The 21672-nt window shown below is 71.6% G+C and carries 14 protein-coding genes, 2 pseudogenes and 6 CRISPR repeat arrays (1 of these 22 running past the window's edge); of the genes and pseudogenes, 3 read left to right on the top strand and 13 right to left on the bottom strand.

Features of this window, described 5'->3' with window-relative positions; genetic code table 11:
* Positions 1-98 precede the first annotated feature (98 nt).
* Together AC07D6_RS30845 and AC07D6_RS30840 are read right to left on the bottom strand one after the other, a co-directional pair.
* Positions 99-530: a hypothetical protein gene (locus tag AC07D6_RS30845; protein WP_479049863.1), complete on the bottom strand. Its 432-nt coding sequence runs from the start codon at positions 528-530 to the stop codon at positions 99-101.
* Between the two features lie 12 nt (positions 531-542).
* Positions 543-1937: an FAD-binding oxidoreductase gene (locus AC07D6_RS30840; RefSeq protein ID WP_479049861.1), complete on the bottom strand. Its 1395-nt coding sequence runs from the start codon at positions 1935-1937 to the stop codon at positions 543-545.
* Between the two features lie 86 nt (positions 1938-2023).
* Between AC07D6_RS30840 and AC07D6_RS30835 the strand changes: the two genes are divergently transcribed.
* The gene (locus AC07D6_RS30835; protein ID WP_479049873.1) at positions 2024-3175 is read left to right on the top strand and encodes a helix-turn-helix transcriptional regulator; all 1152 of its coding nucleotides are present in this window, start codon (positions 2024-2026) and stop codon (positions 3173-3175) included.
* 46 nt (positions 3176-3221) lie between these two features.
* Here the strand turns inward: AC07D6_RS30835 and AC07D6_RS30830 are convergent.
* From AC07D6_RS30830 to AC07D6_RS30790, 9 genes and pseudogenes are all read right to left on the bottom strand, one after another.
* Positions 3222-3419 (bottom strand): annotated as a pseudogene (locus tag AC07D6_RS30830) (response regulator transcription factor); the annotation flags it as partial.
* A 1242-nt stretch (positions 3420-4661) separates the two neighbouring features.
* Positions 4662-4818, bottom strand: a pseudogene (locus AC07D6_RS30825) (type I-E CRISPR-associated endonuclease Cas1e); the annotation flags it as partial.
* 59 nt (positions 4819-4877) lie between these two features.
* Positions 4878-5546, bottom strand: coding sequence for a type I-E CRISPR-associated protein Cas6/Cse3/CasE (gene cas6e / locus AC07D6_RS30820; RefSeq protein ID WP_479049859.1), 669 nt, complete (start codon positions 5544-5546; stop codon positions 4878-4880).
* On the bottom strand, positions 5543-6397 hold the full coding sequence (gene cas5e / locus AC07D6_RS30815) for a type I-E CRISPR-associated protein Cas5/CasD (protein WP_479049857.1): 855 nt from the start codon (positions 6395-6397) through the stop codon (positions 5543-5545). Before cas5e ends, cas6e begins: the two co-directional genes overlap by 4 nt.
* Positions 6394-7572 carry a type I-E CRISPR-associated protein Cas7/Cse4/CasC gene (gene cas7e / locus AC07D6_RS30810; protein ID WP_479049855.1) on the bottom strand — a complete coding sequence of 393 codons (1179 nt, stop codon included), beginning with the start codon at positions 7570-7572 and terminating at the stop codon, positions 6394-6396. Before cas7e ends, cas5e begins: the two co-directional genes overlap by 4 nt.
* A gap of 96 nt (positions 7573-7668) precedes the next feature.
* A complete protein-coding gene (locus AC07D6_RS30805) occupies positions 7669-8436 on the bottom strand; it encodes a type I-E CRISPR-associated protein Cse2/CasB (protein WP_479049853.1) in 768 nt (255 codons plus the stop codon).
* 66 nt (positions 8437-8502) lie between these two features.
* Positions 8503-10065, bottom strand: a complete 1563-nt coding sequence (gene casA, locus AC07D6_RS30800) for a type I-E CRISPR-associated protein Cse1/CasA (protein ID WP_479049851.1) — start codon at positions 10063-10065, stop codon at positions 8503-8505.
* A gap of 222 nt (positions 10066-10287) precedes the next feature.
* Positions 10288-13167, bottom strand: a complete 2880-nt coding sequence (locus tag AC07D6_RS30795) for a CRISPR-associated endonuclease Cas3'' (protein ID WP_479049849.1) — start codon at positions 13165-13167, stop codon at positions 10288-10290.
* 284 nt (positions 13168-13451) lie between these two features.
* A CRISPR array of direct repeats spans positions 13452-13785; the repeat unit is 29 nt.
* A gap of 228 nt (positions 13786-14013) precedes the next feature.
* Positions 14014-14470: a CRISPR direct-repeat array (repeat unit 29 nt).
* Positions 14471-14697: 227 nt separating this feature from the next.
* Positions 14698-15215: a CRISPR direct-repeat array (repeat unit 29 nt; unit sequence GTCCTCTCCGCGCAGGCGGAGGTGAACCG).
* Positions 15216-15930: 715 nt separating this feature from the next.
* Positions 15931-16406: a CRISPR direct-repeat array (repeat unit 29 nt).
* Between the two features lie 75 nt (positions 16407-16481).
* Positions 16482-17243: direct repeats of the CRISPR family, unit length 29 nt; unit sequence GTCCTCTCCGCGCAGGCGGAGGTGAACCG.
* Between the two features lie 336 nt (positions 17244-17579).
* Entirely contained in the window at positions 17580-17726 is a 147-nt protein-coding gene (locus AC07D6_RS30790; RefSeq protein WP_479049847.1) for a hypothetical protein, read from the bottom strand.
* A 162-nt stretch (positions 17727-17888) separates the two neighbouring features.
* Between AC07D6_RS30790 and AC07D6_RS30785 the strand changes: the two genes are divergently transcribed.
* Positions 17889-18302, top strand: coding sequence for a hypothetical protein (locus tag AC07D6_RS30785; protein ID WP_479049845.1), 414 nt, complete (start codon positions 17889-17891; stop codon positions 18300-18302).
* A gap of 112 nt (positions 18303-18414) precedes the next feature.
* Here AC07D6_RS30785 and AC07D6_RS30780 read toward each other — a convergent pair whose 3' ends face one another.
* Positions 18415-18666 (bottom strand): hypothetical protein, encoded by a 252-nt coding sequence (locus AC07D6_RS30780; RefSeq protein WP_479049843.1) that lies wholly within the window; start codon positions 18664-18666, stop codon positions 18415-18417.
* Between the two features lie 4 nt (positions 18667-18670).
* Complete coding sequence (locus tag AC07D6_RS30775) at positions 18671-18991, bottom strand: hypothetical protein (RefSeq protein WP_479049841.1); 321 nt, start codon at positions 18989-18991, stop codon at positions 18671-18673.
* Positions 18992-19085: 94 nt separating this feature from the next.
* On the opposite strand from AC07D6_RS30775, the gene AC07D6_RS30770 reads away from it, so the two are divergent.
* The gene (locus AC07D6_RS30770; RefSeq protein WP_479049839.1) at positions 19086-20063 is read left to right on the top strand and encodes a hypothetical protein; all 978 of its coding nucleotides are present in this window, start codon (positions 19086-19088) and stop codon (positions 20061-20063) included.
* Between the two features lie 383 nt (positions 20064-20446).
* Positions 20447-21672: direct repeats of the CRISPR family, unit length 29 nt; unit sequence GTCCTCTCCGCGCAGGCGGAGGTGAACCG; it runs 24 nt beyond the window's last position.

Raw genomic sequence — 21672 nt, 5'->3', positions numbered from 1 at the left:
ATCCGGTCCGACAACCGGCCACCCGACGACTTCACCTGCCCAGGCCTTGGCACACCACAACCAACGACCCACACCACTCAAAGTCACCGGTATTGTCTCTAGCCGGACTGGGACGACCGCAGCTCGCCGGTCTGCCAGGACACGAACACCGCGACCGGGGTGATCTGCAGCCAGGTCCACACGACGCCGGCGGTGGTGAGGTCAAGCCAGGCGAAGGCCAGGGCCGCCAGGCTCAGCAGGATCCACAGCACACCGCAGCCGATCACCGCGCGCACCGCCCCGGCGGAGATCCGGGCGGGCCGTGCCACGGCCGCGGTGCCCACGCCCAGCGCCAGCATCACCGCGCCGACCGCGGCCACGAGCGTCGTACCCGGGCCGAGCAGCCGTCCGAGCGGACCGGCCGCCGCCAGGTAGCCGATTCCGACGCAGGCCATCCCGGCCGCGTCCAGGAGGAGGACCCGGCGCAGCCCGCGCACGGCACCGCGCCGGTCGGCGGGCGGAAAGCGGGTCGGGGCGGGGGGACGGGGCATGTCCGCTCTCTTTCAGTGCGCCGGTGGCGCGTCGGAGGCGGCCGGCGGGACGTTGTAATTGAGACGGAAGAGGTTCCGCGGGTCGTGGACCGCCTTCAACCGCGCCAGACGCTCCAGGTCGGCCGGCGCGTAGGCGGCGCGGACCCGCTCCTCGTCGGCGTTCGCGCCGAAGCCGAGGAAGTTCAGGACGGCGCCGGACGAGAAGGGCCCGAGCGCGTGGAAGAGCTTCTCGTACAACGGGCGGGTGTCCTCGGCGGTGATCCCGAACAGCAGGGTGACGACGGACAGCAGGTACGGGGCGTCCCGGTGCGCCACCGAGTTCGGGCGCTCGGGCGGCTCGCACACGGCACCGCCGAGGTGTCGCAGCTCCACCACGCACGGCACCGGCACCTGCGGGCCCGCGTGCTCCAGCAGCGTCCGCACCACGTCGTCGCCCACCTCGCGCAGCAGCGTGGTCTCCCGCTGGAACGGCACCGGGACCGGCGGCTCGTCGTGGATGGAGCCGCTCTCCGTGTACGGCATGTCCCGCAGTGCCTCCATCAGGACCGGCCCGGCCTCCCGCAGCGGGGCCACCAGCCGCTCGCCCTCCTGCGCACCGCCCGTGTAGGCGATCCGCACGTGGTAGACGTGTCGGCCCCGCATCGGCTCGGGGACCTCCGGGTCGTCCGGCATGGGGATCAGGGCGACCGAGGAGTTCATCTCCCGGGGCATGCCCTCGGCCCACCGCGCGTAGGCCGACAGGACTCCAGGCGCGGCCCCGGCGTCGTAGAAGAAGCCGCCGCCGTACACCCGGTCCACCGGGACCAGGTCCATTTCCAGCCGGGTCACGATCCCGAAGTTGTCGCGTCCACCCACCACCGCCCAGTACAGATCCGGGTCACTGTCCACGGTGACCGTGCGCAGCTCCCCGTCCGCGGTCACCAGCTCCAGGCGGCGCACCCGGTCCGCGGCGTAGCCGAACGTGCGCACCAGCAGGCCCACGCCGCCGCCGAGGACGTAGGAGACGACACCGACGTGCGGCGCGGAACCGTTCAGCGGGGCCAGTCCGTACGGCGCCGCCGCGGGGATCACCTGCTCGAAGCGGACACCCGCCTCGACCGTCACCGTGCGCTGGTCCGGGTCCACCTCGACACCCGCCATGCGGCCCGTGGTGACGAGCAACCCGCCCTGCGCGGCGGCGGCGTAGCCGTGCCCGGTGCACTGCACGGCGACGGCCAGGCCGTGCTCCGCAGCGAAGCGGACCGCCTCCTGGACGTCCTCGGCCCGCGCCGCTCCGACGATCACCTCGGGCTCGTGCCGGACGGCGAGGTTCGCCCCGGCGCGCTCCTCGTCGTACCCCTCGTCCCCGGGCAGCAGGACCGGGCCCTCCACCCGGGAGGCGAGCGTCTGGATGTCGGCGTGCTTCACGAATCTCTCCCTCGGTTCGTACGGGTGCGGACCATCGTGAGGCCGAAACCTGACAATCATCGTCAGGTATGGGAAAGACTCTGAGGGTGAAGTTCGACCGACTCCTCTCCATCCTGCTGCTGCTCCAGCAGCGCCGACTCGTCCCCGCGACGGAGCTGGCCCGGCGCCTGGAGGTCTCGGTGCGCACCATCTACCGGGACGTCGAGGCCCTCTCGGCGGCGGGGATCCCCGTCTACGCCGAGCGCGGGCGGCACGGCGGCGTCCGGTTGGTGCCCGGGTTCCGTACGGACATGACGGGCCTGACCCGGGACGAGGCGCGCGCCTTGTTCGTCCTCGTGGGGCAGAGCGCGCACTCCGCGCTGGGGTTGGACCGGGCGCTGGGCTCGGCGCTGCGCAAGATGATGAGCGCGCTGCCCGCGCCGCACCGGTCGGCCGCCGAGCTGACGAGCCGACGACTGCTGATTGACCCCGACGGCTGGCTCGGTGGGCAGCGCGACCAGACCGGGCTGGACGAGCTGCACGACGCCGTCCTCACCGACAGCCGCCTGCGGATCGCCTACCGGCACAGCGGTCGCGCCACGGTCGACGTCTACTGCGTCGATCCGTACGGTCTCGTCTCCAAGGCCGGCACGTGGTACCTCGTCGCCGACCACGAGGGGCGCCCCCGGCTCTTCCGCGCGGACCGGTTCCGCGGCGTCACCGTCACCGCGGAGCCGGTCCGCCGCCGTGACGGGGTGGAACTCGTCGACGTCTGGGAGGAACTGCGCCGGAGGGTCGAGTCCCGCGGCAAGGGGACCGTCGTCCGGGCCCGCGTACGCCGGCGTCGCCTGGACATGCTTCGCCGCATCACCCGTCCGCACTTCCTCGGGGTGGCTGGGGAGGGAGCGCCGGACGCGGAGGACCTGATGACCGGTGGGAACCTGCCGCCCGGAAGCGGCCTGCCGACCGGCGCGGGGCCGGCGGACCGGGCCGAGCCGGCAGGAGAGCCGGCGCGCACGGCGGAAGGCCGGGACGGGAGGGGCGACGACCGGCGCGACGGGAAGGGCGACGAGGGCCGGGACGGCGCGGCGGACGGCAACGTGTGGCTGACGGTCGAGCTGGAGTACCCGGTGCCAGCCGCGGTCCGCCAGCTGCTGCAGTTCGGCACGGACGTCGAGGTGCTCGGACCGCCCGAGGCCGTCCGGGAGATCTCCCTGGCCGCCACCGACCTCGCCGCGCTCTACTCCCGCACCGGCTGAAGCCCCCCGCTGGTGCGTCGATGCGCTCGTGCAGGCCCGACCGCGACGTGACGCCGAACTTGCCGTACACCCGGTGCAGATGGTTCTCGACGGTGCGGACCGAGACGGTCAGATGCCGTGGGATGTTGGTGTTCGTCATTCCCGACGCGGCCAGCGAAGCCACCTCGTGTTCCCGTGGGGTCAGCCGGGCGCGGCCCGCGCGCGGCGTACTGCCGGGGCAGGCCGCCCACCCGGGCAGCGGCACGCCGCCCGCCAGGGAGAGGTACTCCCTGCACGCGACGGACGAGGCCCGGGCGGCGCGGTTGCGGCCGGTCTCCCACCACAGCCCGTGGGCCCGGCTTGCGCTCCCCGCCGCGAGGGGGAACCGGCCGCGCGCCGCCCAGCGCCGCGCGAGGTCGTCGAGGAGCCCGGCGTCCCGGTGGGCCAGGGCGCGGATGTGCGCGGCACGCACCCCGCCCAAGGGGCACGCGAGGGCGACACCGAGGCCGGCCAGCCGTTCCGCGGCCACCTCCGCCCTGCCTAACCGGGCGAGCAGGTGCAGTGTCGCCAGCGCCGTGGCCCTCCGGCCCGCGGCGGCCGAGCGCCGTGCCACCTCCTCGGCACGGTGGACCGCCCCCGGCAGGTCGCCGGCCCTGCCCAGCACCCCCGCCTCCTCCAGGGCGACCCCGTCGTCCGCCAGCGGATAGCGTGGCGCCTGCCGTGCCGCGAGACGCACCTCGACCAGGGTGAGCAGTTGCCTCGGACACGTCCCCGGCCTCCGCCAGGGCCCCCGCGAGCTGCGCCAGGACCCAGGGCCGCGTGGTGAACCAGTCCTGGCCGCCCCGCACCGCGGCGGCCAGGCGCAGCAGCGCGACCGCTTCGGGCAGCCGGCCCCGGGCGCGGTGCGCGCGGGCCCGCGTCACGTCGGCGCGGACCCGGCGGCACAGGTCGTAGGAGGCGTCCGTACGGCGCATCCGGTCCAGGAAGAGACGGGCGCCGTGGTCGTCGCCGGCCTCCACCGCCGCGTACGCCCCCACCGCCAGGTAGGCGTGCCGGTCCTCGTCGCGCCAGCCCTCCACCTGGCGGCAGCGCTCCAGCAGTGCCAGGGCGGCCGTGCCGCCGCCCGTCTCGACGCGGGCGAACGCCGCCACGAGCACGCACGACTGCGCCGTACCCCCACCGCCGGTCCCGCCCGGCACGCGCTCCGCCAGCGCCGCGGCCGCGGGCTACCCCCGCGGGCGCGGGGACGACGGCCCATGCTGCTGCCCTGCGCACCGCGGCTTCGTCGTCCCCGCACCTGCGGGGGTAGCCCCGCTCTGCTCGGTGATCTGCTCCCGCAGCGGACCACCCCGCCTACGTGGAGAGGACGGCCTGAAGCGGTGGCAGGACGGCAATCGCGACGGTTCACCTCCGCCTGCGCGGAGAGGACCGTCAGCCGCCTGAGTCGTCTCGGTGAACTGGCGGTTCACCTCCGCCTGCGCGGAGAGGACCCTTTCTGACGTGCAACGTTGCAGGACGCAGCTGAGGGCGGCGGTGGGCAGGTAGACGGTTTCGGTGCCCCGGCGTTCGGTGGTGACTTCGGCGAGGACGCCGGTGTCGTCTTGGCGGACGCGGACGATGTCGAGGTAGAGGAAGGACAGGGAGTCGGCGATGCGGGGCAGCATGGCGACGGTGGGGGCGGCGAGTTTACGTCGGGCGTCGGCGGGGGTGCGGGGTGTGGGTGTCATGGGTGTGGGGTTCGGGTGGGTGCAATGGTGAGGAGTCCGCAGCCGTAGGCCTTTCCGCGGCCGATGCCGTCGGTGATGGCGGTGCGGAGCTGGTCGGGGTCGATGATGGCGGCGGTGCCGTCGAAACGGGTGCGTTTGTGGTTGATGCGCTGTTTTTGGGTGCTGTTGCGGGGGGTGCGGGTTCCGCGGGCCGCGTCGAGGGGGGTGGAGTGCAGGCTGAGGATTTTCAGGCCGGCCTTGTCGGCTTGGCGTAGCCACCACTCGTCGGCCGCCGGCCCGCTCAAGGCGACGACGGCGGGCAGGTCGTAGAGGGCGCGGGTGGTGGCGCCGGGTTTGCGTACGGGGCTGGCGGCGCAGCGGTAGCGGATGGTCAGGCCTGGTCGCAGGGCGTCGAGGAGGGGGGTGAGGGGGCGGGTGAGGGCGGTGCCGTAGGTGTCGGGCAGGTGGGTGAGGTCGGGCTGGTGGGTGCTTTGGACCAGGAGGTGGGGTCCGGTGGGGGTGTCGTCGGTGCGGTGCAGGACGCCGAAGTGGGCTCGGGGGTCGGGTCCGGTGTGGTCGGGGAAGAGGGACATCAGGCGCCGGTGGGTGTCGACGGCGCTGCGGGCGTCGCGGCGGGCGTCGCTGGAGCGCGGGTCGGGGACGATCCGGGTGAGGTAGACGGTCAACGCCGGCTCCTTTCCGGGTGGGACAGGTGTTCGGTGGTGTAGGTGCCGAGGGCCAGGAGGTGGTGGATGCCCAGTCCGGTGTACTGGGTGGCGGGCAGGCGCAGGGTGCGCTGGTAGGCGGCGCGGGAGCTGTAGGTGCGGCGGCGGGGGTGGAAGGTGGCGGGCTGGTCGTTGATCGAACCGCCCGGGGCGTCGCCGTCCGCGGCGTCGGGGGTGCGTAGGGCGTCGGGGACGGGGAGGCGGTTGAGGGGCTGGTCGGAGGTGAAGGTGATGCCGGGGTCGGTGTCCGGGTGGGGGGGTGGGGCGGCGATGGGCAGGTGGATGAGGTGGTGCAGCACGTCGTCGCAGGTGCCCAGGGACAGCGGTCCTTCGGGTGGGCAGGAGCGCCGGCCGAGGTAGGGCGGCCAGTGGGGGTGGAGGAGGGCGTGCGCCAGTTCCGGCAGGAGGGACACCGGGGTGTTGTCGGTGGCGGTGAGGGCTGCGGTGAAGACGGCGTCGGCGAGGTAGGTGCGGTGGGTGAGGAGGGTGGTGGTGTCGCCGGTGCGTTTCTTGCCCTCCGCGGTGGTGACGGTCGCGCGGGCGGGAAGTCCGCCGCCGACGGTGTGCAGGTCGCGCAGCGGCACGCCGGGTCGGTCGGTGCGCACGGTCAGGGACAGGGTGGCGAGGTCGTCGATCGGTTCGTCGCGGGTGCGTCCGAGGGCTGAGGCCAGGAGGCCGATGATCCCGGAGCGGGTGGGGAAGGGCGCGGTGTCGCGTTCGTTGAAGTGGCTGTGCCGGCCCCACGCCTGCAGGGGGCCGGCGAGGCGCAGCAGGAGGCCCGGCTCGGGAGCGGGGCGGGGTGTGGTGGTCATGCGGGGGTTCCGCCCTGGGTGGCGAGGGCGGCGTCCAGCGCGGCGGTGAGCAGGTCGTCGTAGGTGTCGTGGCGGGTGCCCAGGCCGTCGAGGGTCTTGGTCTCCAGGCTGGTCCAGCCGCTGGAGAGGATGTTACGGGTGCCGAGCATGGTGTTGGCCGCGCGGGCGTAGGCGGCGAGGGCGTCGCGGGAGAGGGCGGCGTAGCCGCCTTCGAGGGCGGCGGTGACGGGGCGTTCGAACGCGGCCGCGTAGGACAGGGGTCGGTCGGAGCGGACGGAGAGGTGGACGAGGTCGGGGATGGTGTGGGCGGCGGTGGAGTTCTTCTTGGCCTGGGGCAGGGACACGATGAAGGTGTGCAGGAAGGCGTGGGCGAGTTCCCTGATCTCGCTGCTGGTGCCCGCCAGGTTGCGGGCGAGGTCGCGCAGGTCGAGGGTGGCGTAGCGGTAGAAGGTGCCGGCGCTGAACTCGGCGTGCCCCATGTGGCCGCTGCCCGTGGAGTCGGCCCAGGCGGCGGTGACGTCGTCGACGGCGGAGAAGTAGTCGAGCTCGACGTCGGTCATGTGCGTGGTCAGGGCGTGGGCGACCTGCACGGCTCCGTCGACGCCGGCTTCGTCGACCTCGGCGAGCATCCGGCCGAACAGGTTGATCACGCCGTTGCGGGACCGCAGGATCGCCTCGACCGGGTCCTTGGGCAGGACGCTCTTGTCGGCCGGCTTCTTGATGTCTTTCGCGTTCTCCAGCTCCTGGCGGTGCTCGGCGGCGAGGTCGGCCAGTTCGGCGACGGCGGCCTCCGGGACGTAGACCATCGCGTTGGTCAGGACCTTGTTCGGCACGATCTGCTTGGGGTCCTGGGGGTTCTTGGCCAGCTCGAACTTGATGCTCGAGGCGGCGGCGACGTGCCCGCCGGCCCGCTCGGCCAGTTCCTGCGGCCAGCCGTCCCGCGCGATGAGCAGCTCGGTCACACGCTCCCCGATCCGCCGGGTGCGCAGGGCGGCCTGACCGATGTGCTCCTCGAACGCGGTCCGCACGGCACGCTTCCAGGACTGGCTGCTCACTCGGGTACGCAGCGTGTTGCCGTACTGGACGGTCTTGACGGAGTTGGTGTCGTCGCGGTTGAGGTTGGCGAACGGCACCGACTGCAGGACGTGGATGTCGATGAAACGTGCTGCGGACACGGGATCTCCTTGCGCTGGGTGGTACGGGCCGGGGTGGATGTGTTCGGCCTGAGGCCGGGGGCCGCCCGGCTGGGGGCGGGGTGGATGAAGGCGGGCTTACTCGGCGGTGCCTGCCGCGGCGAGCTGGTCCTCGTCGTGCCGGTTGGCCTGCTCGCGTTCGGCCTGGGCGCGCAGGCGGTAGTAGTCCTGCAGCCAGCGGCGGGCGATCCGGCCGGAGTGGCGGCGCCAGGAGGCGAGGTCGTACAGCAGCTGGGCGAAGTCGACGTCGACGTCGAGGGAACGCAGGTAGGCGACGGCGGCGGGCAGGTGGCGGTGCAGGCCGGGCAGACTCTGGCGGGTCAGCAGGTTCAGCCGCGCTTCGGCCGTGGCCTGACGCATCTGGCTGTCGCGCCCCGTACCGACGGCCACCGCGAACGCCGTCCCCAGACTGGAGCCGAAGCGCCGGGCCCGTACGCCCGCCTCCGGCACCGACGGCACGGTCTCGGCTGCTGCGCCGGCGTCCGCATCGGCACCATCGACGGCACTGTCTTTTGTCTCTTCGGAGTCCTGCACGACGGTGAACGAGTGCCGGGGCTGGGCGGCGATCATCGCGGCGACGGCGTAGTACGCGCGCTGCACGTCCTCAGGGGTGCGGTCCTGCGGCAGCCACGGCGCGACGAGCTTGTGCATGCGCGGCACGGCATCCAGATCCTTGCGCAGGCCGCTACGCAGCGCGGTACGCGCGCCGGGGTCCGCGCACCACTCCTTGATGCGGGCGACGAAGACTTCTTCCGGCCGCTCCTCGCGCGCCGGCCGCTGCCGCGGTGATACCGGCTCCGAGGAGGAGACGCTGCCGGGCGGGGGCGCTGATGTGGTGCTGGTCATCCCTTTCCTCTCCTTGCTGAAAGCACGGGTGCAGGCCAGAGCGGTCGCCGACCTGACCTGCGCCCCTTACTTCTTCTTGCGGTCGCCGCCGTACAGCTCGATGCGGGCTTCGAAGACCGCCTTCGCGCCGCGCTGCGTACGCGTCACGGTCGCGGTGACCGTCTCGTAGGCCTCTTCGGCCAGGCGGAGGAACGCCTTGCGGACCTCGGTCGTCTCCAGGCCGCCGTCGGGCAGGGCGTTGGCGCGGTCCAGGTCGCGAAAGCGGCTCCAGAACTCGCGCTCGGCGCGCGGCCAGTAGCGGGCGGCGGCCTCGGCGACCCACGTGTCCGGTTTCGCCTTGGCGTCGGTGACGTAGGCCGCCCAGGCACGCTTGACGGCACGCTCGAGCCGCCAGCCGAACAACTCCCCCAGCTGTCGCAGCCGACCCACCGCCGGCGCGGTGTGCGGCGCATGCTCCTCGACGACGTCGAACACCCTGGGGGTGGAGGCGTCCACGAACTGGGTGTCCTTCGCCTGCCCCTCCTGGTCGAAGCCCAGCGCCCTGACCCGCAGCCGCTCGGACACGTCGTGCGCGGTGTGGAACACCTTCGGCCGCTGGGGCTGCGCGGTGCCGGACGGCTGCTTCAGCAGCAGCGCGTCCAGGTCCCGCCACAAGCCGCGCTTCGCGTCCGCCGGCCGCGGGTAGCGGTTGTGCTGCTGGCTGATCTGCCAGATCAGGAAGTCGTCGTCCCGAGGGATACGTCCCTTGCGGTAGGCCCAGGTGATGTAGGCGTCGCGCACCAGCTGCCCGTCACCTTCCGGGACCAGGAGCAGCGCGTGCTGGGAGCAGGCGGTCAGCCGCGCGCACGGCCCCGCCGGCACCTTGGGCGCCTCGTCGGGGTCGGGCAGCTCGTCCCACTCCCACGGGCACTGGTCGTGGTCGCGCTGCACCGTGCGGGATGGGGGGACGAGCCCGGCCAGCAGCGTTTCGAACAGGCTGTCGCCTTCGGGGTGGTAGGACAGCGCCGTCCGCAGCGGCCCGGCCGTCGCGCTGGCGCTCTTTACCCCGTTGACCTCTCGGGACGAGCAGCGTCCCGACGGCCCGAAGTAGTGCCACACCAGCAGGTTCAACGCCGCCTCCGACGCGGTGGGCAGGTCCGGCGCCGCGTCGCTGCCGTGCCGGAACCAGGCGTGGTTGTTGCCCGCCGGCCTCGTCACGATCAGCTTGTTCACCCCCGCGGTGTTGTCCGCATCACACTGCTCGGCCAGCCGGGCATCCTGCATCCACGGACGTCCCCCCGCCGGGTCGTACAGGAAGAACCGCTCCCGGTACCGGCCGAAGTACTCCTCGACACCCCGCGCGGGCAGGCGGCCTTCGACCAGGACGTCGACCCGCCGCTCCGTCCAGTCCCCCGGACCGGCCTCGTCCAGCTTCGTCACCCGCGCCGTCAGCGCGTACAGAATCCGCAGCAGCGCCGTGTGTGCCGGCGGATCAGCGATCGCCAGCCCCGCGATGGACTCCGCCCGCAGCAGGGCATCGCGCAGACCGACCCGCGCCGGCAGGTCCTCGTCGCTGGCCGCCTGGGCGTCGGGCCGCCAGCGCACCGGAATCCAGGGCTCGTCGATAAGGCTGTAGCTGCCACCGGGCATGGGAAACATCCGAATCGGTAGGAGAGACTGAACAGAGAGGGTCCCTGCGGGAGCGGGGGTGAGCCGTTTGCCGCTTGAGGACGATCCACGGCCCCGACCCGTGCCCGCGCGAGCGGGCGGGCTGCCAGGCAGCGGTGCGGCGTGCGCCAACACCGTTGCCTGGCCGCGCAGTTGAACGCTAGCGAAGTTTGCCGCTTGAAGAGACGAAACTCGTGAGTAGGTTTATTCCGCTTCCAGCCCGACATCCGACACGAAGATCGTCAAACCCCCGCGACGACAGCTCCACACCCCCGCACCACGTTCCGCGGCCGCGCCACCGGCCGGCGACATCCGCAGCACCACCACATCCCGCAGCACGAAGTGCCGCTCCCACCCCTGCGGCAGCCCCTCCCCCGCAGCGCCGCCCTCCCGCAACCACCGGCCGGGAACCGGCGCCACATGCGCCATGACCACCCGCAGATCGTCCTGCGACAACCCAGGGCCCGGCAGCGGCACCTCCCCGCCCGCGTCCAGGCTCACCGACCCATCCGCCTGCTCGAACACACACAGCACCCGCCCGGTATCCGCACCCAACCTGGTCGTCAGCAACTCCTCGCTCACCCCCGCCTCCCGACGGCTCAACCGGTGCAGGTCCCCACCCACATCCGCCGGCGCGCACACCCCCACCAGGTCAGCCAGGTACGCCTCCGCCGACTCCCCCGCGACCCGCTCCCCGTCCAACCGCTCCAACTCCCGCCGAACCGACTCCTCCAGCCCGTCGACGAACTCCTCCGCGTACACCTCGTCGACCAACCGCTGCACCTCGCCCGGCACCGCGATCCCGCCCGACTCCCTCGCCAGCAGCAACGACGTCCGCCACAGCAACCCCGCGTCATACACCCGCCCCCACGACACCGGCACCCGCCCACCGCCCGACGCCTGAGCCAACGGATCGAGCACCACCAGCCGCGGCCTGCTCTCATCCGCCGCCCACGCCGGCCGACCCGCCGCACCCCGCGCATGCCGCCGGCACCGCCCCGCCCGCTGCAGCAGCTGCGCCAACGGCGCCAGATCACTGACCACCACATCGAAGTCCAAGTCGAGGGACTGCTCCACCACCTGCGTCGCCACCAACACCGACGCCGACCGCGGCTCCGCCGCCTCCCCCGCACGGGGCTTCCCGTACGCCGCCTCACACCCCACGGTGATCTCCTGCCTCACCCCCGCCGCGAACCGCGAATGCAGCAACCGCAAGCCCCCCTCCCGCGCGACCAACCCAGGAAACGCGACCGCCAGATCGCGGAACGTCCGCTGCGCCTCGGCCACCGTGGTGCAGCACACCAGCGCCGTACCCCCCTCCTCGACGACCTGCCGCAGCTCCTCCCGCAGCGCCGCCCGACGGCCACCGACCCGCACCGGCGCCGACACCGCCTCCGCCACGTCCCACTCGACCGGCCGCACCACCACCTCCAACGTCCGCTCCCGCCCACTGGCCACCTCCCGCGGCGCCGACACCTCCCCCGTCCCCGCGTTCACGAACAGCCACCCCGGATACCGCGGCTCCACCACCCCAGCCCCCTCAACCCCGGCGCCCCGCCGGTACGCCTCCACCAACGACCCCGCCGTACGCCCCGTCAACGTCGCCGACAACAACACCACCGGCGCGCCCAGCGCCCCCAGCCACTCCAGCAACCGCACCAACAGCTGATGCATCCACGGCCCGTACGCGTGCGCCTCATCGACCACGAAGACCTTCTCCGCCAACCCGAACAACCGCAACACGCTGAACCGCAGCGGCAACACCCCCGCCAGCACCTGGTCGATCGTCCCCACACCCAACGGCGCCAACAACCCCCGGTGCCGATACCGCAACCACCTCTCCGCCTCCGCAGCCGTCAACGACCCGGCACTCACCACCCCACCCCCCAACTCCGCCAGCGGGGCCCCGGCAGGCCGCAGCCACGCCATCGAATGCAGCAGCGTCAACGCCCGCTCCCCGTCCAGCGACCGCTCAGCAAACCCCCGCACCCGCGGAAACATCGCATCCGCCGTCGCCATCGTCGGCAACGCCACGAACACCCCCCGGCACCCCGCAGCCCGCCCCAACACCGACGCCGCAAACAACGCCGCCTCCGTCTTCCCATCCCCCGTCGGCGCCGTCACCAGCAGCAAACCCGAACCACCCTGCTCCACCAACCCCGGAAGCCGCTCCACCAGATCCTGCTGCAACGGATTCGGAGAGAAGGGAAACATCTCCTCGAACCGCTCCGACGCGAACGCCGCACGCCCCACACCCGCCGCCGACACCACGCCCGCAGCCACCTTCCGCACCCGCCGCCAGTGCCCATCCACCTCCTCCGGCACAGCCCGCCACCCCAACGGCGGCATCAACGACTCCACCACCCCCCTCTGACTCACCAGCCAGTCCGACACCACCACCAGCCCCGTAACCACCACCGCCAACTCCGCCGGCAACCCCCGCTCCGGCACCGCCACCGCACCCGTCACCCGCCGCACCTCACGCAGGTGCACACGGCGCTGCTCAGCCCACCCCGCACCCCCCAGACCCGGCTGATACGCCTCCGCCCGCACCACCTCCCGCTCCTTCAGCACCTCCCCGAAACACCCGTGATGACCCCCCAGCAACTGCGCCACCTGATGCCCCACCGCACCCCGCAGCAGCTGACGCCCATCCGGCAACCGCCGCCCCTCCGGATACCCCAACTCCGCCAACAACGACGTCAACGCCCAGTGCGTCGCCGCCTCGTGACGAAGCCCCCGCTCCCCCACCACACCGGACCGCACCCGGTAGACAGGCTCGTCACGTACGACCGCGAACGCCTCGGGAACCTGCACCTGGAACACCGGCGTGATCTTCCCCAGGTCATGCAGCCCAGCCCAGAACGACACCACCGCCCGAGCATCCGACACCGACAGCCCGAGAGCATCCGCGATCCGGGCCCGCATCCCCTCACCCAGCAATCGGTCCCACAGCACCTGACACACCGCAGCCGTATCCAGCAGATGACACAGCACCGGATAGCGTCGCGACAGGCCGCGCTCCTTGCCCCATAAACGGCTGTCCGGACAGACGTCACTCATCACGATCTGCTCACGCTTCATCACGCGCACATACCTAGCACCCACCACTGACAACGAGGCCGGACACGGCACCCGGGAGCGGAACACCGCAGCTCAAAAGCCCAGTGAGCGGAGGATGAGCAGGTCGTGGCGGACTCCTCGGCCGTCTTGGATGTGCTCCTTCCGCACGAACACAGGTGGCTCGCCAGCAGCATGGATACGCTGATACCTGCACGATCTGGTGTACCTCAACGTTGGAGGAACCGACCTTGCTCATGCCGGGCAAAGAGGTGGCAAAGAACCCGTAGAGCTGCAGGTCGCGAAGGGTCCTCTCCGCGCGAGCGGAGGTGAACCGGACCGCTTGTAGTCCTGTGACCGGATCGCCGTGTCCTCTCCGCGCGAGCGGAGGTGAACCGTACGAGGTCACCACACCGCACGGCGTGACGACGTCCTCTCCGCGCGAGCGGAGGTGAACCGCGATGAGGAGTGACTGATGCCTCGGATCAAGCGTCCTCTCCGCGCGAGCGGAGGTGAACCGTTTTTCGCGTCCTCAAAGCTCTGGCCGACCGCGTCCTCTCCGCGCGAGCGGAGGTGAACCGAACGCGGCGCCGGGGAACGGCTCGTACTGCGAGTCCTCTCCGCGCGAGCGGAGGTGAACCGCCGAGGGCAGTGAGCCCGAGGGCCATGTCGGTGTCTTCTCCGTGCGAGCGGAGGGGGCGGTCGGCGACGTGCCGGGCCTTGAGGTGTTCCCTTTCCCGTCGTTCCCGTTTGCATCGGGCGGCTACGCTGCTGGCTGGTTGAGGTACAGACCGCGCGCCTGGAGGAGCTGATGGTGTCTCCGCTTAGTAAAGAAGTGGCAAAGCGGCGATAGAACCGCAGGTCGCGAAGGGTCTTCTCCGCGCGAGCAGAGGTGAGCCGCTGCTGTCCCGCTGCCTGGTCGGCGAGGACCTGTCTTCTCCGCGCGAGCAGAGGTGAGCCGTTCTTCCCTCACCCCACCCGGCGCGACACCGAGTCTTCTCCGCGCGAGCGGAGGTGAGCCGCCCGAGCCGATCCCGGGCGACCGGGACCCGGGGTCTTCTCCGCGCGAGCGGAGGTGAGCCGGCCCGGGAGGCGTTCAAGCGGCTGCTGAAGCAGTCTTCTCCGCGCGAGCGGAGGTGAGCCGTTCGCCACCGCCTTGAGCGGGAAGTCCTCCCGGTCTTCTCCGCGCGAGCGGAGGTGAACCGCCTCGGCGCTCGGGCTGGCTGCGGTGGCGGGCGTCCTCTCCGCGCAGGCGGAGGTGAGCCGCAGCTCTACCCGGCTCCGGAGTGGCGCGGCCGGTCCTCTCCGCGCGAGCGGAGGTGAACCGCACGGCCGGTCCGCGGACGGTGCGGGCGCGGGGTCTTCTCCGTGCGAGCGGAGGGGGCGGTCGGCGACGTGCCGGGCCTTGAGGTGTTCCCTTTCCCGTCGTTCCCGTCTGCTCGGGCGGCTACGCTGCTGGCTGGTTGAGGTACAGACCGCGCGCCTGGAGAAGCTGATGCTGTCTCCGCTTAGTAAAGAAGTGGCAAAGCGGCGATAGAACCGCAGGTCGCGAAGGGTCCTCTCCGCGCAGGCGGAGGTGAACCGCTTTTCCCGCGATCGTCACCGGCCCCTCGTCGGTCCTCTCCGCGCAGGCGGAGGTGAACCGGGCTGGATGACGCGGACATCGAGCGCCAGCGGGTCCTCTCCGCGCAGGCGGAGGTGAACCGGACGCCGTCAAGCACGTGACCCGCGTCCAAGGGTCCTCTCCGCGCAGGCGGAGGTGAACCGATCCGCTCGGGCGCCGTCTATCTCAGGCAGGCGTCCTCTCCGCGCAGGCGGAGGTGAACCGGCGGCAGGTCCGGACTACGCGGGCGCCATCATGTCCTCTCCGCGCAGGCGGAGGTGAACCGCCGGAGCACTCCGTGACCGCGGCGGTCCTGTGGTCCTCTCCGCGCAGGCGGAGGTGAACCGGATCGCCGTGTCCAGTGCGGCCGGGAGCTCCTGTCCTCTCCGCGCAGGCGGAGGTGAACCGTGCGACTCCAGCGCGACGGACTTCCAGTACTCGTCCTCTCCGCGCAGGCGGAGGTGAGTCCCGCCCGGGCACAGCGCGCGGCGGGAGGGTGCCGTGGTCTCCGCGCGAGCGGAGGTGAGTCGATGTTCCACCCCACACTTCCCCCAGGACTCGTGTGGTCTCCGCGCGAGCGGAGGTGAACCGCGGCGGCCGGGATCGATGCCGCCCCGCCGGCCGTCCTCTCCGCGCGAGCGGAGGTGAACCGCGGCGGCCGGGATCGATGCCGCCCCGCCGGCCGTCCTCTCCGCGCGAGCGGAGGTAAACCGTCGTCCCCAGCGCGCGGGATGTCGAGCACCAGGTCCTCTCCGCGCAGGCGGAGGTGAGCCGCGCAGGAAGGCGCGGACCATGTCCTTGACGCTGTCTTCTCCGCGCGAGCAGAGGTGAGCCGGTGACCGCGGAGGGCATCCGCGTCGGGCTGATGTCTTCTCCGCGCGAGCGGAGGTGAGCCGTCGTCTACGAGCTGCCGGTCGACGACGTCAGGGTTCTCTCCGCGCAGGCGGAGGTGAGCCGATCACCGACCTCGTGGCCCAGATGGACGTCGGGTCCTCTCCGCGCAGGCGGAGGCGGGTGGTTGGCGGCGGGCCGGACGTCGAGGTGTTCCCTTATCCGTCGTCCCGTTTGCTCGGGTGGTTACGCTGCTGGTTGGTTGAGGTACGTCTCACGGGTTTGGAGGAGCCGCCGTTGTCTGCACTTGGTAAAAAGGCGGCAAAGCGGTGGTAGAACTGCAGGTCATGAAGGGTGCTCTCCGTGCGAGCGGAGGTGAGCCGGCCAACGACGTCCTGGCCTCCCGCGCGGCCGCGTGCTCTCCGTGCGAGCGGAGGTGAGCCGGACCGCGCCATGGTCGGGGACGGCGTCATGGGGTGCTCTCCGTGCGAGCGGAGGTGAGCCGACGGCCGCCGAGGACGACGCCGCGAAGGCCGCGTGCTCTCCGTGCGAGCGGAGGTGAGCCGAAGCGCCTGACCGGCTCCCAGGTGCTGGACGCGTGCTCTCCGTGCGAGCGGAGGTGAGCCGATGGACCTCCTCGGACGGTCGCAGAACTACCGGTGCTCTCCGTGCGAGCGGAGGTGAGCCGTCCCGGCGGGGCGGTCACCGTGGCGTTGCCCTGTGCTCTCCGTGCGAGCGGAGGTGAGCCGGCCGCGGACTCCGCGACCGTAGTCGACCAGCGACGGCAGGGACGCGAGCAGGTGCTCTCCGCGCGAGCGGAGGTGACCCGGGCGCGATGCCTGGCCTGGTCGCTGCGGTCGAGCCCTTTCCGCGCAGGCGGAGGCTGATACTGCTGAGGCCGCCGCGCCCTCTCCGCGCGAGCGGAGGTGAACCGACGGCGGCCATGGGTATCTGCGGCTGGCACCTGTCCTCTCCGCGCGAGCGGAGGTGAACCCCCAGTGCATGCAGGAACGCCTCGCTGAAGTGCGTCCTCTCCGCGCGAGCGGAGGTGAACCGTAGTCGGCGGGCAGGACCCACAGCCCCCTGCCGTCCTCTCCGCGCAGGCGGAGGTGAACCGAGCTTCCCGTAGGCCGGGTGCTCCAGGTCCGCGTCCTCTCCGCGCAGGCGGAGGTGAACCGCGCAGCGACGTGCAGCTGCTGGTGCAGGCCATGTCCTCTCCGCGCAGGCGGAGGTGAACCGCCGCCCGACTCTTCGATGATCCGCGGATTGAAGTCCTCTCCGCGCAGGCGGAGGTGAACCGCCGGTCGGCCACGGATCCGGCCGGCGGCCGTGGTCCTCTCCGCGCAGGCGGAGGTGAACCGACCAAGCCCAACGACGTGCTGGAGGAGCTGCCGTCCTCTCCGCGCAGGCGGAGGTGAACCGCTCTGCGCTCTGCCGGGTGGGCACCTCGGGATGTCCTCTCCGCGCAGGCGGAGGTGAACCGACCCGTTCCGGTCCAGGACGACGACGTACTCCGTCCTCTCCGCGCAGGCGGAGGTGAACCGACCGCGCTGCAGGCCGACATCGCCGACGTCCTGTCCTCTCCGCGCAGGCGGAGGTGAACCGTTCCCGGTCGTCGTGGTCGAGGTCCGTGGGGTGTCCTCTCGGCGCAGGCGGAGGTGTGAAGGTGTCTTGCAGCACCCACCGCATTGCGGCACCGATCCGGCCGTCGCATTGCCCCGCTCGAGGGGTGGGCGTGACGGCGAGAGCCCCGACGCTCAGGTCGGGGCTCTCGCGGTGGGCTCGGGGGATCGTTTCTTCGGGAGCGGGCCGGGGCTGGTCTGGCAGATCCGGCCCCGGCCCGCGCCGGAAGGCCCCGGACACGTGGGGCGTCCGGGGCCCGGGGATGCGGTTTCCGTGTCCAGATGCCTAACGCACGGGTTACGGCCTGCGGATCACGGACCGCGGGCCACGGTCCAGCCTGCCGGTGGGCCCGCGGGGGCAGGGTGGCGCCTAGGGCGGGTCAGGACACCACGACCTTCTCGTCGGGCTCGACGTCGTCAAGGTAGCCGCCCATGGCCGCCATCGACGTGCTCGGCGGTCGGTTCAACTCCCTCCCCTGTGCGGCAGCGGCGTAGGCAATCTCGGAAGGAGCGCGGTCGAGGTCCATGCGGGGCTCCAGGACGGGTGAGGGGCTGCCGTGGCCGGTCTGTCATCGCCGAGTCTGCCAGCGGGCACCGACAGGCGGGGCATGAGCAGACAGGTTGGGAAGGTGCCTCGGAAACCCTCTGAACCTGAGCGCCGGTCCCTGCCGGTGCGGCACCGTATGGGCATGACGAACAAGAACCCGTTCATGCTGACCACCGCTGGCCAGTGGGTCGAGCTCGAGGCAGATCCTCTCGCCCCGTTCGAGCACCTCGACAGCTGGGAGGAGAGCGTCAAGGAGGCCGGGTACTACGAGTGGAACACGATGTCGCGGAAGGACCGAACCCCTCTGTGGCTGGAGATCTACCGCAACGGGGGTGGAAAGGCGGGCTCACCTCCGCTGTTCTTGGTGTCGATCACCACCCTCGACAGCTTCGAGACGGTCTACGCGGAGAGCGCCCCGGCGATGATGGATCTGCAGGCCCGATGGGCGCCAGCGATCCAGACCGCTGCGGTGACCGCTCTTCTGGGTGACCTCGAGGAGGGCAAGCTGGACACCGGCTTCGCGACCTTGCTGCGTAGGGCGCTGCTTCAAGGGTGACGTGGCGATGCCCCCGGCCCAAGCGGGTCCGGGGGCACAGGGGCGGCGGTGCTGACAAGCGATCACCGGACGGTGCCCGCCGCCAGACGGCACCGTACCCGACCAGGCGGGGTCACATGGGGCCGGCGTAGGCGATGGCGAGGACCGTGAGGACGCGGGTGTCCCGGCCGATGAGGATGACTGCGGTGACGTGCCCGCGGGCGACGGTGCGGACGGTGCCGTCATCCTGCCCGTACGGCTCCGAGCAGCCCAGCGGGTCGCCTTGGGCGTCGACGAGGCACAAGGCGAGGTCGCGGCGCGCGGTGTCGGGGAGCTGCTTGTAGGTGTCGAAGACGTCCGGTGGGAAGTTCAGGCGGTAGGTCACGGGGTTACGCCGCTCCCCGGTCGTGCTTGCGGGGGGAGCCGGCGTCGCGGCTGCGGGGGCTGGCGTCGCGGAGGATGTCAGCGGTGCGGTCCTCGGCCGTGAGGTCTTCGGGGAGGCGTCCGGCGAACTTCATGCTGATGCGGGAGGACTCAATGCGGTGGTCGGCGGCGCGCAGCTGCTCGGCGGCCGCCGTCCAGCGGTCGAGGACGGCGGGGAGTTCGGCGAGGGGGGTGAGGTTGACGTCCTGGAGGAGCTGCTGCCGCAGTGCGGAGTGCGGCAGGGCGTGGTGGAGCCGGTCCACCGTCCAGGTCTCGCGTTCGCTCATCTAGCACCTCCTGGGGGTCATCACGGCATACAGTACGCCTGCCCAGGGCCTGGCCGGACGGACCGCGGCAGATCAGACGAAGGTGGGGGCGGGGATGAAGAAGATACCGTCGGGCGGTCGGCCGAGGACCGCGGAAGTACTCCTCGCGGAAGCGGCGCCGAGGGAGCGCACGGTGGACGACCACATGTACGAGACACAGGACGCCGCAGGGCTACACCCCTTCCGGCTGCAGCTGTTCACCGCGCCAGGACGGCGGCCGGTGGCGGTGGCCACGCAGACGTACGACGAGGGCGGCAGCCTGATGAACCGGGTCGAGAAGTACGTCGCGGACGTGTGGCAGACCCACTGCCCTGACGAGGAGCGCCCGCCGATCTGGGCGCAGCGCTTCACCAATGCCGCACAGGACGACGGGGTCGGTGGTGAAGCGGACGGCCTCGAGGCCACCGGTTTCACCCTGGTCACCTTCCACGAGGACTCCTCATCCACGGTCCGCGTCTCCAGCTGGTTATCGATCAGCGACGCCGACCTGGCGCGCCTCGTCGGCCGACCCGTCGACCGCAGCCGTGGCGCCAGCTACGTACCGACGGCACTCCCGGCGCCCGTGGAAAAGCTCGAGTACCGGTTCATCGCCGTCGACGACCTCCCCGAGCCGCACCCGTTTCGGGAGGCGTGCATGCGCCTGCCGCAGAGCACCCACGACCGCGCTGCGCCAGCACGGCGGCACGCCTCGGGCAAGGAATGCTGCTGGTACCACCGGCAGGACTGGAAGACGGCCAGCGAACAGGCGATTCGGATGGTCAAGCGTGCGCGCGCGAACGGGATGACCGACACCGACGTCGCCGCGCACTGGGCGGGTCTCACGACGGTCTGCGGCGTGGACAAGGCGTTGTACGGGGCGGTGTACTCGCTACTTCAGCCAACCACCGCGATCACCGCGGCCCTCGGTCCGACGGGCTGGTACACGAACGGGCAGCACCGGGCACGGGCGATGAAGGACGCGGAGGTGGAGCGGACGGTCGTGGTGGCTTACCTGCCGCCCGAGAATGCCGCGGGAGACGATGGCGAGGGGTAGGCGCCGACTAGAAACTCGGGACGCTGCTGCTCCTTCGCGTGCTGCGCAGCCGCCAGGTAGAAGGGGACGGCGAGACCCGCATGTGCTCTCCGCGCGAGCGGAGGTGAACCGTAGCCGATCTCGTCGCGGTAGACGGTTCGGTCGTCCTCTCCGCGCGAGCGGAGGTGAACCGCTGAGCTTCGAGGTGGAGAAGCTGTTCAAGACGTCCTCTCCGCGTGAGCGGAGGTCGACGGACCGGGCGCTGAGGCGTTCCCTTTGTCGTGCCTGCTTGTTCGGGTGGTTACGCTGCTGGTTGATGTATGGATCGAGCGCCTGGAGGAGCTGACGTTGCCTGCATCCGGTAAAGAAGTGGCAAAGCGGCGATAGAGCCGCAGGTGGCGAAGGGTCCTCTCCGCGCAGGCGGAGGTGAACCGGCCGGCCACGGGCCGCCGCTCGACCTCGGGTTGTCCTCTCCGCGCAGGCGGAGGTGAACCGCCGGTCGGCCACGGATCCGGCCGGCGGCCAGGGTCCTCTCCGCGCAGGCGGAGGTGAACCGACCGCGTCTGGCGCGTCCGCGACGCTCGGACTGTCCTCTCCGCGCAGGCGGAGGTGAACCGTCGGTGACCCTTGGCGCCCTCCTGGCCGATGAGTCCTCTCCGCGCAGGCGGAGGTGAACCGGCCACGGCCGAGCGGATGGTGCGCACCTTCGCGTCCTCTCCGCGCAGGCGGAGGTGAACCGGCACGGAAGCGCGCCGAGGCCGAGGAGGACGGGTCCTCTCCGCGCAGGCGGAGGTGAACCGTTCCAGGGGGCGGCGGACCAGGTGCGAGCGCTGTCCTCTCCGCGCAGGCGGAGGTGAACCGGCGCCATCTACGAGATGTTCGACACCGAACGGGTCCTCTCCGCGCAGGCGGAGGTGAACCGCGTGTAGCGCTGCTCCTGGGGCTCCTCCTGGAGTCCTCTCCGCGCAGGCGGAGGTGAACCGTTGAGCGGGTCGATCGTCCTCATCACGCCAGAGTCCTCTCCGCGCAGGCGGAGGTGAACCGACCGGTCGGACGCTCGCCAAGCGAGGTCACCGGTCCTCTCCGCGCAGGCGGAGGTGAACCGATGGCGGTGATGACGATGATGGCAAGCCAGGTGTCCTCTCCGCGCAGGCGGAGGTGAACCGACGAGGTTCAGGTCCGGGTCGTTGGCTCCCCAGTCCTCTCCGCGCAGGCGGAGGTGAACCCAGCCACTCCCAGGTGTCGCGGTGCGCGGTGAGGTCCTCTCCGCGCAGGCGGAGGTGAACCGAAGACCGGTCGCCCCGCATCCATCCCGATCAAGTCCTCTCCGCGCAGGCGGAGGTGAACCGCGGCTCACGGACTCGGGGTTGGTGGCCCGGACGTCCTCTCCGCGCAGGCGGAGGTGAACCGGCGAAGGGTACCTCGTCGGGCCGGGGGAAGATGTCCTCTCCGCGAGAGCGGAGGTGAACCGTTGCGCCGACTCGAATCCAGGATGTGACATGGGTCCTCTCCGCGCGAGCGGAGGTGAACCGGCCGTACAGCGCCCCGGGGTCGCCCGGGACTCGTCCTCTCCGCGCGAGCGGAGGTGAGCTGGGCGAGGCCCTCGCCAACGGCACGTTCACGATGTCTT

Source organism: Streptomyces sp. NPDC045287 (genome assembly GCF_056432325.1).
The sequence above is the reverse complement of the archived record's forward strand: the minus strand, read 5'-3'. Positions and strand labels throughout refer to the sequence as shown.

What these genes read in the sequence shown, in the direction of transcription:
- AC07D6_RS30770 (WP_479049839.1), top strand. Translation starts at nt 19,086, where the DNA reads ATGAAGAAGATACCGTCGGGCGGTCGGCCGAGGACCGCGGAAGTACTC.
- AC07D6_RS30790 (WP_479049847.1), bottom strand. Translation starts at nt 17,726, where the DNA reads ATGGACCTCGACCGCGCTCCTTCCGAGATTGCCTACGCCGCTGCCGCA.
- AC07D6_RS30795 (WP_479049849.1), bottom strand. Translation starts at nt 13,167, where the DNA reads ATGAAGCGTGAGCAGATCGTGATGAGTGACGTCTGTCCGGACAGCCGT.
- AC07D6_RS30785 (WP_479049845.1), top strand. Translation starts at nt 17,889, where the DNA reads ATGACGAACAAGAACCCGTTCATGCTGACCACCGCTGGCCAGTGGGTC.
- AC07D6_RS30845 (WP_479049863.1), bottom strand. Translation starts at nt 530, where the DNA reads ATGCCCCGTCCCCCCGCCCCGACCCGCTTTCCGCCCGCCGACCGGCGC.
- cas5e (WP_479049857.1), bottom strand. Translation starts at nt 6,397, where the DNA reads ATGACCACCACACCCCGCCCCGCTCCCGAGCCGGGCCTCCTGCTGCGC.
- casA (WP_479049851.1), bottom strand. Translation starts at nt 10,065, where the DNA reads ATGCCCGGTGGCAGCTACAGCCTTATCGACGAGCCCTGGATTCCGGTG.
- AC07D6_RS30805 (WP_479049853.1), bottom strand. Translation starts at nt 8,436, where the DNA reads ATGACCAGCACCACATCAGCGCCCCCGCCCGGCAGCGTCTCCTCCTCG.
- AC07D6_RS30775 (WP_479049841.1), bottom strand. Translation starts at nt 18,991, where the DNA reads ATGAGCGAACGCGAGACCTGGACGGTGGACCGGCTCCACCACGCCCTG.